This is a genomic window from Indibacter alkaliphilus LW1 (assembly GCF_000295935.2).
Classification (GTDB): Bacteria; Bacteroidota; Bacteroidia; order Cytophagales; family Cyclobacteriaceae; genus Indibacter; species Indibacter alkaliphilus.
This window is the reverse complement of record NZ_ALWO02000023.1, coordinates 309,212-325,489: the sequence shown is the minus strand read 5'-3', so window position 1 is coordinate 325,489 and position 16,278 is coordinate 309,212. Positions and strand designations below refer to the sequence as shown.

Here is a 16,278-nt window from a genome sequence, read left to right as displayed (position 1 = left end):
CATGAAGGTGCTACTTCAAAAGTAAGGATTTCTATTTTTAAAAAGTGGATTTATCCCTTAACTTCAAATTTCTTAATCTACCCTCATGAAAAATCTATTCCTGCTACCCTTTTTCTTTTTAGGTCTTGTGATGCAATTCCAATTTTGTTTTGGACAACAAGCAATTCCTCAACCTGTAAAGCTCAGCTTGGAGGAAGCTAACCGGCTTTCCAAACTTCCACTTCATTGTATGCAGGTAGAATATCCCAATAAATTGAACCAAACATTGGAAGATGAATCCTTTTTGAAAGGCCCAAAAGCTTTGCATCCTGCTTTTTACGGATGTTTTGACTGGCATTCAAGTGTTCATGGTCATTGGATGCTGGTTAGCTTGTTAAGACAATTTCCTGACTTGGAGAATTCAGACTTAATCAAATCAAAGCTTACTCAAAACTTAAGCAAAGATAATATAGAGCAGGAAGTCGCCTATTTTTACATGCCCCAAAACAGCAGTTTTGAAAGAACTTATGGCTGGGCTTGGGTATTGAAATTGGCAGAAGAACTCTTAATGTGGGATGATCCTATGGCAAGAGAACTTGAAGCAAATTTACAGCCTTTGACTGATTTGATGGTGGAAAAGTATCTGGACTTTTTACCTAAATTAATATATCCTATTCGCGTGGGTGAACATAGTAACATAGCTTTTGGACTTTCCCTAGCTTATGATTATGCCTTGAGCGCAAATCACAAACAATTGGCAGAATTGATCAGGAAAAGGGCTTATCATTGGTTTGAGCAAGATAGAAATTGTCCTTTAGGATGGGAACCCAGCGGATTTGACTTTCTTTCACCTTGTTTTCAAGAGCTGGATATTATGAGAAAAGTAATGCCTGCCAAAGATTTTTTGGTTTGGCTGGATGGGTTTATGCCAGAGCTTAGCAATGATAATTTTTCTTTGGCTCCAGGAGAGGTAAGCGACCGCACAGATGGTAAATTGGTTCATTTAGATGGCCTCAACTTCAGTCGTGCTTGGGTACTTTATGGATTGATCAAGAGCTTTCCGGAAGATTATGGGCACCTCACGGGGATTGCCAATGAGCATGTCATGTACTCATTGCCTTCTATCGTAGATGACAATTATGAAGGAACGCATTGGCTGGGAAGTTTCGCCATCTATGCCCTGCAGCAAAGTCAATGAAAAGAATTATCAGCAAATATATTGGACCGGGACCACTGGTAGCTGCTGCTTTTATTGGACCGGGTACAGTCACCGTATGTAGCTTGGCCGGTGTGAATTTTGGTTTGGACCTTCTTTGGGCTCTTGGGCTTTCTATAATTGCAACGGTTTCCTTACAGGAAATGGCTGCAAGAATCGGGTTGGTTAGTCAAAACGGCCTTGCCGGTGTGATTTCCCAAACACTAAGAAAAGGGCCTTTCCGTTATTTTTCCTTATTGTTGATCTTGACCGCAATAGTTCTTGGGAATGCAGCCTATGAGGCAGGAAATATCAGTGGTGGAGTTATGGGGTTAGATCTCTTTTTTCAGGTTCCTGTTATTGAGTATCGAAAACTTCAAATCAACGTAATGAATCTGATGATAGGGCTTGCAGCATGGATTTTATTAATAAAGGGTACCTATCAGAAAATCACAAAGGTTTTGACAGTTTTGGTGATATTGATGAGTCTTGCTTTTCTGATCAATGCAGCCTTAGTCCGTCCTTCAATAAGGATAATTTTTCAAGGTTTCATACCAAGAATAGACCAGAACAACATTCTCCAAATTGTGGCTTTAATAGGGACAACAGTAGTACCCTACAATTTATTTTTACATTCATCCTTGGTAGCAAAGAAATGGCATACAATAAAAGATTTGGGTGCTGTAAGGTTAGACACGGTTGTTTCTGTTGTTTTGGGAGGCTTGGTTTCCATAGCAATAGTAATTACTGCAGCAGGAAGTGGGGTTCAGCAAATCAACTCGGCTTTAGAATTGGCAGTAGGAATTGAACCCTTATTGGGTGCGTTGGCCAAATATTTTATGGGTTTTGGTTTATTTGCGGCCGGTATTACTTCAGCCATCACAGCTCCTTTGGCGGGTGCCTTCGTAGTGACCGGAATCTTTGGCTGGTCTGCTGAATTGAATCAATCCCCAATGCGTTGGTGTATCACTGGCATATTGGGATTGGGATTGCTATTTGCCTCTTTGGGAATCAAACCTGTCCAATTGATCAATCTGGCCCAATTTGCGAATGGTTTATTGCTTCCATTACTGAGCGCCTACATTCTATGGTTGGCAAATAAATCTTCTCTGATGAATAAACAAAGTAATACTTTAGTTGTAAATTTTTTCGGTATTGGAGTTTGGATTATCACCTTACTATTAGGTGGAATGAGTATCGGAAAAGTCATGGGCTGGATTTAAACCAATTTTAAGAAAAATAATTAATTAAATTAACCTACTAAAAATATATAAACCCTATGAAATCGATTATACAGCTATTATTAATATTCCTTTACAGTCCTTTGGTAATTGGTCAAGGTACACAATTGCTCAGGGAGCCAAGTATATCGGATCAATACATCGTATTTGTCCATGCCAATGACTTGTGGAGAGTGGACAAAAACGGTGGTGATGCCATCAGATTGACCACCAATGAAGGAATGGAGCAATTGCCCCATTTTTCACCTGATGGCAAACACATTGCTTTTACTGCCCAATATGATGGAAATACAGACGTTTACGTCATTCCTACAGAAGGTGGAGAGCCCAGACGGCTTACCTGGCATCCAGGACCTGATTTGGTTACCGGTTGGACTCCTGACGGAAAAAATATTCTGTTTTCGTCAGCTAGAGAAAATGTGCCAACTAAAGAATCAAAATTCTATAAAATCTCTTTAGAAGGGGGAATGGAAGAAGCACTTCCTATTCCTCGTGCAGTCAATGGGGGAATTTCCAATGATTCAAAATACATTGCCTATCAGCAGATTGCTTTTTGGGATCCCGAGTGGAGAAATTACCGCGGTGGTCAAGCCAAACCAATATGGATAGTAGACTTGGAAGATTTTTCTCTCAAAATGACCCCAAGGTCAGATAATGAGCGACATACCCAGCCAATTTGGCATGGAGAGAAGGTGTTTTTCTTATCAGAACTTGATTTTGCCAATAATATCTGGTCATATCATCCGCAGACTGAAGAACTCAGACAGGAGACCTTTCATACAGATTTTGATGTAAAAAATCTTGACTCCAATGGAGAAGAAGTCGTCTATGAACAAGGAGGGTTTCTTCACATTCTAAATCCTGCAAGCGGGGAAACTAAGCAGTTGGAAATTCATGTCAAAGGTGATTTCCATTGGGCAAGAGAAAGATGGGTTGATGTTAATTCAAGAAGCCTCATGAATGCATCTCTATCCCCTAGTGGCCAAAGGGCGCTATTCGAATATAGAGGAGAAGTCATTACTGTACCTAAGGAAAAAGGGAACGCCCGTAACCTTACTAATAGTTCTTCTGCTGCTGAAAGAGCGCCTGTTTGGTCGCCTGATGGACAGCAAATTGCATGGTTTTCAGATATTTCAGGAGAATATCAGTTGATGATCAGCGATCAGGAAGGTCTCAAAGCCGCCAGAGAAATCAAACTTCCCAACAATTCGTTTTATTTCAAACCTGTATGGTCTGCCGATGGCAAATACATTTCCTTTACAGATACAGATTACAATTTGTGGTTGGTCAATGTAAGCAATGGTAATTCCAGGATTTTAGATACTGATCGCTTTGCCCACCCAAATCGTTCCCTCAATCCTGAATGGTCACCAGATGGAAAATGGGTCGCTTATTCCAGACTTTTGGATAATCAATTCAAAGCGATATTTGTACACCATGTGGAGACCAATCAGAAAATCCAAGTGACAGATGGAATGGCGGATGCAATTTCCCCAATTTGGGATAGCAAAGGGGAGTACCTCTATTTCTTGGCCAGTACTGATTTCGGACTGAATACAGGTTGGCTGGACATGAGTTCATACGATAGACCTATCAATAGGAGCCTTTATGCAGTGGTTTTAAGTAAAAACGGGAAATCTCCATTTCTACCGGAGAGTGATGAGGAAGTAGAAAAAGAGGATAAAAAAGGAGATAAAAAAGAGGACAAGAATGTTCAGGTCCTCATCGACGAAGAAGGCTTGGATCAAAGAATTGTTGCCGTAGATATTCCAGCGAGGAATTATACAGCTTTGTATTCAGGTCCTGAGGGCCATGTTTTCTATACGGAAAATGTTCCCAATGAATCAGGGCTGAAACTTCACAGGTACAATTTCAAGGGAAAAAAATCAGAAGTATTTCTCGAAGGAATCAGCACAGCTGCAGTCTCCCAGGACAGAAAGTCATTGCTTTATCAAGCCAATGGGAATTGGGGAATAGTGGAAACCGACGGTGGGACAAAAAAAGCTGGAGATGGTTCCTTGAAAGCACTTTCAGGTTTTAAGATTAAAGTCAATCCCCAAGAAGAGTGGAAACAGATTTACCGTGAAGGCTGGCGCTACCAGAGGGATTTTTTGTATGTGGACAATGTGCACGGAGCACCTTGGGATGAGATCTATGAATGGTACCTTCCTTGGGTTGACCATGTCAAACACAGGACGGACATGAATTATGTAATTGATATTTTGGGAGGAGAGGTAGCAGTAGGACATAGCTACACATCAGGAGGAGATTTCCCTTCGATCAAATCTGTTCCTATTGGACTTTTGGGTGCTGATTATAAGCAGGAAAATGGACGGTACAGAATTTCAAAAATTTATAATGGTGAAAGTTGGAACCCCTCTATCAAAGCTCCTTTGGCGATGCCTGGACTAGAAATAAAAGAGGGAGATTACATTTTGGAGGTCAATGGCAGAGCTATAAATGCTGATGAAAACTTCTTTATGTATTTTGAAAATACAGTTGATCAACAAATTCGTCTCCGGGTCAATAGCAAAGCCGAAATAGAAGGCTCAAAATTGATCACAGTGGTACCAATTGCCAATGAAAACAGTTTGAGAATGATGGATTGGGTGGAAGGCAACCGAAGAAAAGTGGATCAGTTATCAGAAGGCAAACTTGCTTATGTTTACATTCCTAATACGGGACAGCCTGGATATACCTATTTCAACCGCTATTACTTTGCACAACAGGATAAAAAAGGTGCTGTCATTGATGAACGAAATAATGGCGGCGGCTCCGCTGCAGATTATATGGTAGATATCATGGCCAGGGAGCTCCATGGCTATTTCAATTCAAGAGCAAGTGACAGAAGACCTTTCACCACGCCAATGGCAGGAATCTGGGGACCAAAAGTTATGCTGATCAATGAGCGGGCTGGATCTGGTGGAGACCTTCTCCCCTACCTTTTCAGCAAAATGGAAATCGGCCCATTGATCGGTACCCAGACATGGGGAGGTTTGGTAGGAACATGGGATACCCCTCCTTTTATAGATGGAGGAAGAATGGTTGCTCCACGCGGTGGATTTTTTGATATAGATGGGGAATGGGCTGTGGAAGGCGTTGGGGTGGCTCCTGACATTGAGGTAGAGCAATTGCCCAAATTGGTGATTGATGGCCATGATCCTCAACTTGAAAAGTCGGTTCAAGAGGCATTGCAACTATTGGAAACACAGGGGGTGGAATTAAAACCTGAACCAAAGGCACCAATAAGATATTTTAGACCTGAAAAAAGAGATTGATTGTAAAACCAGAACAAGCCGGCACCGGAAATGCCGGCTTTTCTATTTGCATACTCAGTTCATCTAATTGGTGTGATTTTCGTTTGGACGGTAAAAATCCCTTTATTGATTGCTATTTTTTCAATTCTTATCTCAAATGATTAAATATTTATCATTACTTTTCAAATTCAAAGTATAATCACCAAGCCACTTATTTATGAGCGTATATTCTGTTATTACAGGATCAGGCAAGTATATTCCTGAAATAGTAGTCAAAAATCAAGATTTTCTAAAAAATCACTTTGTTAATGAAAAAGGTGAAGATTTGCCAAAGTCAAATGAAGATATTGTCAATAAGCTTCAGGAAATCACTGATATACAGGAAAGAAGATATTTAAGCAAAGAATATAATACCTCAGATATGGGTTACTTTGCTGCTGATCAGGCCATTAAAGCTTCTGGAATAGATCCTGAAAAACTTGATTACATCATCTGTGCCCACAACTTCGGAGATATCCTTCACGATAATAAAAAGTCTGATCTGGTACCTGCATTAGCTTCAAGGATCAAACATTTGCTCAAAATCAAAAACCCTTATTGTGTTGCTTATGATTTGCCATTTGGATGTCCTGGATGGGTACAGGGCGTGATTCAGGCTGATTATTTTATCAAATCAGGGGATGCCAATTGTGTATTGGTAATCGGCGCAGAAAGCCTATCGAGAATTGCAGATCCTCATGACATAGATAGCATGATTTATTCTGATGGTGCCGGTGCTGTTGTAGTGGAAGCTAAAAATTCAGAAAAGCCTGTTGGAATTCTTGCACACAAAACCAGGTCAGACACTTATTCAGAAGCACACTATTTGAAGATGGGTGTGTCATACCATCCAAATTTTGAGGATAATACCTTGTTCATGAAGATGAATGGGAGAAAGTTATATGAATATGCATTGAATACCGTGCCGCAACTTGTAGTGGACACTATCGAAAAATCAGGAATTCCGTTCAAAAAAATCAAGAAAGTACTGATCCATCAGGCTAATGCCAAAATGGACGAAGCCATTATTCAACGGGTATTCAAGCTCGCCGGAATCAGTGGTGTCAAATCAGAAGAAATCATGCCTATGACTATTTCCAAGTTGGGAAATAATTCAGTCGCTACCGTCCCAATTCTCTATGACATGATAGTGAAAAATGAGCTGAGTGGGCATCAGATTTCTTCAGGCGATCATATCGTTTTTGCATCTGTAGGTGCCGGGATGAATGTCAACGCATTTGTTTATTTGGTGCCATAAACAATGCTTTTTGATAAAAGTCCGGTATTTCGAACTTTAAGTCTTAAGAGCGCATTTTGACTAGGATATTTCCCTTTGGCTCGGGTTCATTATTTACCGGTGGATTGCTTTCCTCTTGTTCACAGGCACTTAATGAAAACATTGAAGCTATAATAAAAATAAGTAGTGCCTTCTGTCCAATGCGCAGGAAGAGCGAAGCAAGATTTGACTCACATAAAATGACAGCCTTTCCATTTAGTTTTTGGGAACTGATAGACTGTCTCAATTCGGAATTTGTTGGGTTTTTCATAAAAGATAATGATTAGGTTGAAAATAAAATCAAACCCAAATCCATTATCCTTCTGACTTGTTACCTATATCCTGTAGTTTTTTGTTAAAATATTTATAAAAAAAATGTACCCATCAAATAAGTGATTGCCTTTCCACTGATTTTGACCCTATTTCCAGCCAATTCACAGACTAGTTTTCCTCCTCTATGTGATACCTGATGTGCAAAAAGCTTATTTTTTCCAAGTTTTTCAGCCCATAGAGGGGTAAGGCTTGTATGAGCAGATCCGGTAACCGGGTCTTCGGGCACACCTACTAAAGGGCCAAAAAATCTGGAAACAAAATCCACTTCGTCGCCAGGAGCAGTAACAATTACACCTCTGGATCTGATCTGAGAAATCTTATGCAAATCGTAATGTAAGGTTTTGATTTGTTGCTCATTATCGAAAATCAGAATAATATCCGACTTTCCCTTATAAGCTTCCAAAGGAACTGGCTGAAAGGGTGCGCTCAACCAAGGAGCAAGTTCAATTTTTTCAAGTTCATCTTTTGGAAAATCAAGTTGTAAAAAGCCATCTGAACTCCTACTAACCGACAAGTCCCCACTTCTAGGTGAAAAAAATGAAATTTGATCTCCTTCAAAACCTTCATGCTCAAAAAGTACGTGGGCACTTGCTAAAGTAGCATGCCCACAAAGGTCGACTTCTATACCTGGAGTGAACCAACGAATCAGAACCCTATCGCTTTCTTTGATGTAGAAAGCTGTTTCAGAAAGGTTATTTTCCATGGCGATTTTCTGCATCAAGTCGTCAGTCAACCATTCAGTCAGTGGAACAACTGCAGCCGGGTTTCCTCCAAACACCTGCTCAGCAAATGCATCGATTTGATATATCTTAAATTCCATTTTCAAAGTTCATGATAGTTCAATAGTATTTGAATGTGGCTTTGATTTTAATTTTGAAGCGTTATATTTCGCATATCCTTCATTTTATTCACAATCATGACTAAATATAGCAATTTTTTGAGACCAATCCTCAGCAATTGTTATGTGTTAAGGCCATTGAAGAGAATTCTAAAATATATGGATAAAAAACCGGCTTTCTCCGGTTTTTGAATATTATTCAGATTTCAATGAGTTTACAGGGTTTACTTTAGAAGCCTTGAGTGCTTGCAAGGTCACAGTCATGTAAGCAATAAAGAGGATGATTCCAGCTGCCAGGACTATAAACCACCACTCGAAATCTATGCGGTAAGCATAACTTGAAAGCCAATCCTGCATCAACCAATAAGCTATAGCTGATCCGATCAAAATTGATATACCTACAATCGTAATAAATTCCCTGTTGATCACATTCAGGATAGAGAATGTCGAGGCTCCAAGGACTTTTCTGATGCCTATTTCTTTTGTTTTTTGTTCAGCAATATGTGCTGATAGACCCAATAAACCCAAACAGGAGATTAGAATACAAAGAATGCTGAAATATTTTGCCAATTCTTTTGTCCTTACATCCTCTTCATACATTCGAGCGTAATTTTCATCCATAAAACTATAATCAAACGGAAAGAATGGCTCAAAATTCTCCGTGACATTTTGGATTTCGGCTAACGTTTGTTGAATATTCCCCGAGTTTAACCTGATGAAGGCTCTGGATGCAAAGCTTGGGTCCAGATTGATGATGGCCGGTTCCATCCCTTGGTGTAAACTTTGGAAGTGAAAATCTTCAACTACCCCAAGAATTCTTTGGTCACCATTCCAAGAGAAAGTGCTTATTTCGGGATTGTCCTTCGACATCAGTTCATAAGCCCGTTTATTCAACAAAACAGCATTGCTTGAATCACTGATTCTGTCACGGGAAAAATCATCTCCCTGGACCAACTTGATTCCTGTTGTTTCCAGAAAATCATAGTCCACATTCATGATTTCAAACAATGCTGTAAAATCGGGGTCTTTTCCCTCCCATCTTACCGAGCCTGTGTTGGAATTTCTGCCCAATAAAGTATGCGTTGCCCTACTTGCTAGCTGAACTCCCGGCAAAAGCTCCAATTGAGTTTTGTAGGCTTCAAAATTATTGAATAGCCTACCTTCCAAATTAACAATAAGCAACTGTTCTTTATCGTAACCTAAATCTTTGTTGAGTGTATAATCAATTTGTCTGAATACTACAATGGTGGCTACAATCAACATGGTAGCGAGAATAAACTGAAATAATACCAAGCCTTTTCTTGCCATTACAACACCTTTGCCGGACCTTGTCAGATTTCGGAATACCGAAACCACTTTAGTGGCTGAAAGGTAGAAAGCAGGATAGCTTCCCGCAATTATCCCTGTCACTAGAAGTATCCCTAATAGGTAAAGCCAGGCTATCCCATTGCCATAAGGAACACTCATGGACTTGCCGGTGAGGTTATTGAAAACCGGCAATGTCAATTCCACCAACAAGAGGGCAAAAAGCCCTGCAAATACTGTAAGGATAATTGATTCAGCAAGGAATTGTTGGATAAGACCCTTTCGGTCCGCTCCTACTACTTTTCTTACTCCTACTTCTTTGGCTCTTTTTTGGGATTTCGCAGTAGAAAGATTCATGAAATTGATACAGGCAATGATAAGGACGAAAAGTCCGATTATTCCAAATAACCTTACGTATTCAATTTTTCCACCGGCCAGTTTACCATCTACAAATTTCCCTCTCAGATACAATTCAGCTTGAGGGTAAGCAAATAATCTTACATTACTGCCTTCATTTTTCTCCGAAATAAAATTTTCTATACTCGCAGAGAAGTTCTCCCAATCGGCATTCTGATTCAGTTTTACAAGAGTATTTGGGCCATTATTTCCCCACTGTTTGAGCCAGCCGTTGTAAGGTTTCTCAAACCAAAAATCAAATGGAAGTATAAAGTCGAAATTTCCGCTTACGTTTTCAGCAGGGGTTTCTAACACGGCCATAACCTTAAACTCTGTATCCTCTTCTGTTTCTTTGAAAGTAACAGACTCTCCGATGACATCGGTTTTCCCAAAAAGCTTAATAGCAGCTTCTTTACTCAATACAATATGACTTACTTCTGTCAGTGCCTGATTTCTATCTCCATGCAAAATTTCATATTGCATGATATGTAAGTAATCCGGTTGAGCATAAAATCCATTGAGATTCAGCTTATTTTCGTCATGGATAAACAAGCCTGATTGATTCCATGAATAGCAAGCTGATAACTCTACTTCAGGAAACTCCTCTTTTAAAGCAGGAGCAAGAATGCCAGGAGTAGATGTGGTGGTGAAGATTTCAGAGCCATAGCTTTGGTGCTCCATTATCCTGTAAACCTGGTCTATTTCAGGAAAGGACCTGTTCATGGTCATTTCACTATTTACCCATAATCCAATGGATAAGGTGGCCCATAAGCCTAATGATAATCCAAACAAATTAATGAAAAATGTCAATTTATGCTTGGCAAATCCTCTGAGCGCGATTTTGAGATAGTTGGAGAACATAGTTGTGGAGTAGAAACTGGGATGTAAAGAAGATGGGTAATAGAGATTAGATGCTAAAAAGGAAGATCGAAATTGGACTCTCCCAAACATTGGGGTATTCGTCAAATTAAAATTGAATTGGTTTTATTTATTCAAGTTGACGAAAAGTTCTATATTTCATTCATTCAGGTACTTTCATAAGGCAAGCAACTCGCATTGATGCTAGGTTTTTATATCGCCGGAGGCTTATATCAATTTATAACGGAAGGCATATATCTGTGTGGATATAATCTAACCTCAATATCAATATTGCTTTAAACTTATTTCTATCCTCTGAATTTCTATCAAATATGAAATTGCTCTCTGATATTTTCAGTCACCACTTTTCCATCAAAGAGGTTGATGATTCTATGGGCATAATTGGCGTCATGAGGAGAGTGGGTTACCATCACGATAGTAGTTCCTTCATTGTTCAGCTCTTCCAAAAGCCTCATCACTTCTTCACCATTGGCAGAATCAAGGTTTCCTGTAGGTTCATCAGCCAAGATGACTGAAGGCTTGGCCACAATTGCCCTTGCAATAGCCACACGCTGTTGCTGTCCACCTGACAATTGCTGCGGAAAGTGATCTTTTCTATGCATGATGTTCATTCTGGTCAGTACTTCCTCAACCCTTCTTTTTCTTTCATCCGCAGGAGTTTTCAAATACAATAGAGGAAGCTCCACGTTTTCGTAACAGGTTAATTCATCGATCAGATTAAAGCTCTGGAACACAAACCCTATATTCCCTTTTCTCAATTGAGAGCGTTGCCTTTCTGAATATTGAGCTACTTCATTGTCAATAAAGTGGTATTGTCCTGAATCAGGATTGTCCAAAAGGCCTATGATATTGAGCAAGGTGGATTTCCCGCATCCGGAAGGGCCCATAATGGCTACAAATTCACCCTTTTTGATTTCAATATTGATATCATCGAGTGCTGTGGTTTCTACTTCTTCTGTGGTGTAAAGCTTCTTAAGATTTACGGTTTTGATGATGTTTTCCATGGTTGTATAAGGATTGTATATTTTAGATTGTAGGTTTTTAGATTTTATTTCTTTTTGTTGTCCTTGGAGAAGAAAAGCTAAAGTTTCAGATTGCCCCTTTAAATTGAACACTCGCTTCTTGATTCTCGCTTCTCATATCTCATATCTAACGTCTCATTTTAAATTAAGCACCTCATTCTTGCCAAAATTCTCATAACCGCTGACGATTACTTTTTCTCCGGCTTGGAGGCCTTCTATAACTTCATAGAATTCTGGGTTTTTTCTGCCTAACCTGATATTTCTTCTTTCAGCTTTTCCAGTAGATTGATTGACAACAAAGACCCAGTTTCCTCCTGTATCTTTATAAAAACCTCCGGTAGGAAGTAATACAGCCTGCTCACTTTCTCCCAATTCCAGCCTGATTCTAACTGTCTGCCCCCTACGGATACCGGAAGGAACCTGATCTGTAAAAAACATATCCACTTCAAACCTTCCTGCTGTCACATTTGGATAAATCTTCCCAATCTCAAGCTCATAACCTGACCCGGAAAAATTGAAAGTTCCTTTAAGCCCGGTATATACCCTCGGAAGATAAAGTTCATCAATCTGAACCCTTACTTTAAACTTGTCCAGAATATCAATCTGTCCGTATCGTTGTCCAGGGCTGATAGATTGCCCAACTTCCAACTGTTCAGTGGACAGTTGCCCGGTAATCGGTGCTCTTACAGCCAAGTTATCAAGTATATGTCCTACGCCATCAAGAGATTGATTCATTCTTCTTTCAGAGTCAGAAAGCTGTTTCTTTTGAGATGCTCTGGAAATAGAATCATTCCTGTAAGCTTCATAAGTCAGTCTTCTACGCTTGACATTATATTCATATTGCTCTTTGACTTCTTCAAATTCCCTGTCAGAAACCAGTTTTTTATCATGCAATTCTTTAAACCTTTCATATTGGGGCTTTAGAAGGCTTATTTGATAATCAATTTCAGCTAATTGAGCTTGCTGGCTCAGATCATTTTGATCAAGTTGTAACCTCACTTGCCTTAGGTTGTTGATTTGGAAGTAAAGTCCCGACTCTCTTTCCATGACTTCCAATTGCAGTTTGGAATTGTTCAGCAAAAGAATTGTATCGCCTGCATCCACAAAAGAACCAGATTCTCTTACTATTCTTTGAATATTACCGCCTTCCAAGGCATCCAAAAAGAATGTTTCTCCAGGTTCGATATTTCCGCTTACAGGAATATAGTCAGTAAACTCCCCTTCTTTGACTGTTGCAATAGTTACTCTTTCCATGTTGACATTCATGGTCGATCTGGAATCGGCGAATACCAATTGGTACACAATAAAGCTTACCAATAATATTCCCCCTGCTATCATTGCGATAAACTTAGGCGTCCAGGTCTTTTTCTTGATTTTTCTATCCATTTTTTATAACTCGATTATTCGATGTTCCTCATTTGCCAATTTATATGCCACGAACAAAACAGGTCAAAACAGGCTAAAAAGGCCTTATGAAGAAAATAAGGATAAATTTTTCGTACAAAATTGTCCGCTAGCGACCAAAAATCATGAAATGGAACACAGCCTCTCAAAAATTCAGCTATTCATTACAATCTAAAAATAGGCTAAATTCACTTCATTGCCCGTTTTGACCGAATCTTTGTCCGGTTGTGTCATTTCGGTACAGGTTTTGGAAATTAGGTTTAATGTATAATGATCAGTCAGCAAAGAATATTGGAAAATCCTGAACCTAAGTTCTGGATTTCTGCCTCTTGCTTCTAATCTTTCGCTTCTTTTTAAAAACATATATCATATCCATCAATGAAAGAACAAAAAAACGGAAAGATCCTGATTGTCGATGATAACGAGGATTTATTGAGAGCTGCCAAAATTTTCCTTAAAAGACATTTTGGACAAGTGGACACAGAAACCAATCCCGGTTTACTTCCTGTGTTGATTGTCAATGAGCAATACGATGTGATTCTATTGGATATGAATTTCACCAAAGATGTTAGCAGTGGACAGGAAGGGTTTTATTGGTTGGATAGAATACTGGAATTGGATTCTTCTGCAGTAGTGGTATTAATAACGGCTTATGGTGATGTCAATACAGCTGTAAAAGCTATAAAAGAAGGAGCCACAGATTTTGTTCTCAAACCTTGGGAAAATGAGAAGCTTTTGGCAACATTGAATTCTGCCTTACAGCTGAGACAATCCAAGTTAGAAATTTCCCAACTTAAAAATCAACAGCAGCAGCTCTATCAGGACATAGACAGCAAATTCAAGGATATTATCGGTCAAAGTGCTCCAATGGTGAAGGTTTTTGAAACTATTGAAAGAGTTGCGGGTACAGATGCCAATGTATTGATTTTGGGAGAGAACGGTACTGGAAAAGAATTGATCGCAAGAGCCATACACAGACATTCGAAGCGACATAAGGAGGCCTTTGTGGGGGTAGATTTAGGATCAATCACTCCTACCCTTTTTGAGTCGGAATTGTTTGGTCACAAGCGAGGCTCCTTTACAGATGCCAAGGAAGATAGGGCTGGTCGTTTTGAACAAGCCAATAAAGGAACCCTATTTTTGGATGAGATTGGAAATCTTCCTCTCGCTCTCCAGTCAAAACTCTTAGCCGCGCTTCAAAATAGAGAAGTCACAAGAGTTGGAGCCAATAAAGCTACTCCAGTCAATATCAGGTTGATTTCAGCTACCAATATGCCTATTCACAACATGGTATATGAAAATTCTTTCCGACAGGATTTACTCTATAGAATCAATACTATAGAGGTTACGCTTCCTCCTTTGAGAGACAGAATGGAAGACATACCATTGTTGGCCAATCACTTTATTGAATTATATTCAAAAAAGTACAACAAAGACATTCGTAAGGCCGGAGAGGCTTTAATCAAAAGAATGCAGAAATACCATTGGCCGGGAAATATCAGAGAATTGCAACACAGCATAGAAAGGGCTGTCATCATGACAACGCATTCCGTACTTCAGCCCGAGGATCTTTTTATGCAAAAACAATTAGCTCCTGAAAAACAAGAAGAAATGGTAAGTTTGGATCACCTGAATATTGAGGATGTAGAAAAAATTCTGATCAGGAAAGCATTGCAAAAGCACAATGGACATATTACCCGGGCAGCAGAAGAACTGGGACTTACCCGCTCCTCTTTATACAGAAGGTTGGAAAGATATGGGCTTTAGAAATTTTACCATTGGAGTAATCATAAGGGTAGCTTTGATTCTATTCTTTACCTGTTTGGGTGCTTATTTTTACTTTCAGGAATTGCCTATCATACAGATTTTAGTCTTTGTATGGGTGATCCTCCTATTGACCGTAAACCTGATTTCCTATGCTACTACCACCAATAGAAAAATCACAAGATTTTTAGAATCAATCCGCTATTCAGATTTTTCTTCCACTTTTACACAAGATAGCAAACTGGGCAACTCGTTTAAGGAAATGAATATGTCTTTCAATGAGGTTATAGAGGCTTTCAAAAAGACAAGGGCTGAAAAAGAAGAGCAAATGCTGTTTTTGCAGATTATGATTCAGCATATCAATACCGGTATAATTTCTTTTGATAGCAGTGGGAAAATCGGTGTGATCAATGGGGTGGCTAAGCAGCTACTTCAGATTCCTCAATTCAAAGACATTCACGATTTGGGAAAGCTTTCTGTGGACCTTTTAAAAAGAGTGCTTGCACTGAAGCCAGGAGGCTCGTTTTCTATTAGGATTAACTCAGAGCTGCACTTAAATGTGCAATCTGCTGCTTTCAAAATGGAAGGAAATAGCTGGACTTTACTTTCTTTTCAAAATATCAAATCGGAACTGCAAAAAAATGAATTGGAAGCATGGCAAAACCTAACAAAGGTGCTACGGCATGAAATCATGAATTCCATGACTCCAATTGCCAGCTTGGCCAATTCATTGGGCATTATTTTGGAAGAAGATACTGAGGAATCGGAAGATGGGAGGCTACATCTTGAAAAGGACAGTTTTTTGGATTTGTCCGAAGGTTTGGAAACAATTTCGAAAAGAAGTGCAGGTTTGGTAGATTTTGTGAATGCTTACCGTGATTACACCAATATCCCAGCACCTGTTCTGAAAAGGTTTTTGGCCAAAGATCTTTTGGAGAATATTTGTGTGCTGATGAAGGAGGAAATGCAAAAATCAAATATCAAATTGATCGCATCAGTTAATCCAATAGATTTGGAACTTTTAGCTGATCATGATTTGATCCAAATGATCTTGATCAATCTGGTAAAAAATGCAAAGGAAGCAATGGACAAATCAACTAAAAATGAAATAATTCTGGAAGCTGGAACGGACAGTCAATCCATTCCATTTATCCATGTCATTGATCATGGTGAAGGAATTGTTCCTGAAGCTATGGAGCGGGTTTTTGTACCTTTTTTCACGACCAAAAAAACAGGAAGTGGTATTGGTTTAGCGATTTCAAGACAAATTATGAATCTTCACAAGGGAAGTTTGGAAGTGGAGTCAAAACTTGGTGATAAAACAATTTTTACACTTAGGTTTGGATAATA

General features: G+C 39.3%; 11 protein-coding genes. 6 read left to right on the top strand and 5 right to left on the bottom strand.

Going from position 1 to position 16,278, the window contains the following annotated elements:
- Positions 1 to 85 precede the first annotated feature (85 nt).
- From A33Q_RS05625 to A33Q_RS05610, 4 genes are all read left to right on the top strand, one after another.
- Positions 86 to 1,177 (top strand): DUF2891 domain-containing protein, encoded by a 1,092-nt coding sequence (locus A33Q_RS05625; protein ID WP_009032538.1) that lies wholly within the window; start codon positions 86 to 88, stop codon positions 1,175 to 1,177.
- Entirely contained in the window at positions 1,174 to 2,397 is a 1,224-nt protein-coding gene (locus tag A33Q_RS05620; protein WP_009032537.1) for an NRAMP family divalent metal transporter, read from the top strand. Before A33Q_RS05625 ends, A33Q_RS05620 begins: the two co-directional genes overlap by 4 nt.
- A 56-nt stretch (positions 2,398 to 2,453) precedes the next feature.
- A complete protein-coding gene (locus A33Q_RS05615) occupies positions 2,454 to 5,693 on the top strand; it encodes a S41 family peptidase (RefSeq protein WP_009032536.1) in 3,240 nt (1,079 codons plus the stop codon).
- Positions 5,694 to 5,889: 196 nt separating this feature from the next.
- A complete protein-coding gene (locus A33Q_RS05610) occupies positions 5,890 to 6,969 on the top strand; it encodes a 3-oxoacyl-ACP synthase III family protein (RefSeq protein ID WP_009032535.1) in 1,080 nt (359 codons plus the stop codon).
- Between the two features lie 43 nt (positions 6,970 to 7,012).
- Here the strand turns inward: A33Q_RS05610 and A33Q_RS05605 are convergent, their stop codons facing one another.
- The 5 genes from A33Q_RS05605 to A33Q_RS05585 all read right to left on the bottom strand — a co-directional run bounded on the left by A33Q_RS05605 (position 7,013) and on the right by A33Q_RS05585 (position 13,146).
- Complete coding sequence (locus tag A33Q_RS05605) at positions 7,013 to 7,258, bottom strand: hypothetical protein (protein ID WP_009032534.1); 246 nt, start codon at positions 7,256 to 7,258, stop codon at positions 7,013 to 7,015.
- A 93-nt stretch (positions 7,259 to 7,351) separates the two neighbouring features.
- Complete coding sequence (locus A33Q_RS05600; protein WP_009032533.1) at positions 7,352 to 8,140, bottom strand: PhzF family phenazine biosynthesis protein; 789 nt, start codon at positions 8,138 to 8,140, stop codon at positions 7,352 to 7,354.
- A gap of 213 nt (positions 8,141 to 8,353) precedes the next feature.
- Positions 8,354 to 10,720 carry an ABC transporter permease gene (locus tag A33Q_RS05595; RefSeq protein ID WP_009032532.1) on the bottom strand — a complete coding sequence of 789 codons (2,367 nt, stop codon included), beginning with the start codon at positions 10,718 to 10,720 and terminating at the stop codon, positions 8,354 to 8,356.
- A gap of 323 nt (positions 10,721 to 11,043) precedes the next feature.
- On the bottom strand, positions 11,044 to 11,742 hold the full coding sequence (locus A33Q_RS05590; RefSeq protein WP_040490083.1) for an ABC transporter ATP-binding protein: 699 nt from the start codon (positions 11,740 to 11,742) through the stop codon (positions 11,044 to 11,046).
- A gap of 153 nt (positions 11,743 to 11,895) precedes the next feature.
- On the bottom strand, positions 11,896 to 13,146 hold the full coding sequence (locus tag A33Q_RS05585) for an efflux RND transporter periplasmic adaptor subunit (RefSeq protein ID WP_009032530.1): 1,251 nt from the start codon (positions 13,144 to 13,146) through the stop codon (positions 11,896 to 11,898).
- 396 nt (positions 13,147 to 13,542) lie between these two features.
- Here A33Q_RS05585 and A33Q_RS05575 point away from each other — a divergent pair, with 396 nt between their 5' ends.
- On the top strand, positions 13,543 to 14,931 hold the full coding sequence (locus A33Q_RS05575) for a sigma-54-dependent transcriptional regulator (RefSeq protein ID WP_009032528.1): 1,389 nt from the start codon (positions 13,543 to 13,545) through the stop codon (positions 14,929 to 14,931).
- Complete coding sequence (locus A33Q_RS05570) at positions 14,849 to 16,276, top strand: sensor histidine kinase (RefSeq protein WP_235062775.1); 1,428 nt, start codon at positions 14,849 to 14,851, stop codon at positions 16,274 to 16,276. The genes A33Q_RS05575 and A33Q_RS05570 overlap by 83 nt, the downstream gene beginning before the upstream one ends.
- Positions 16,277 to 16,278: the final 2 nt, after the last annotated feature.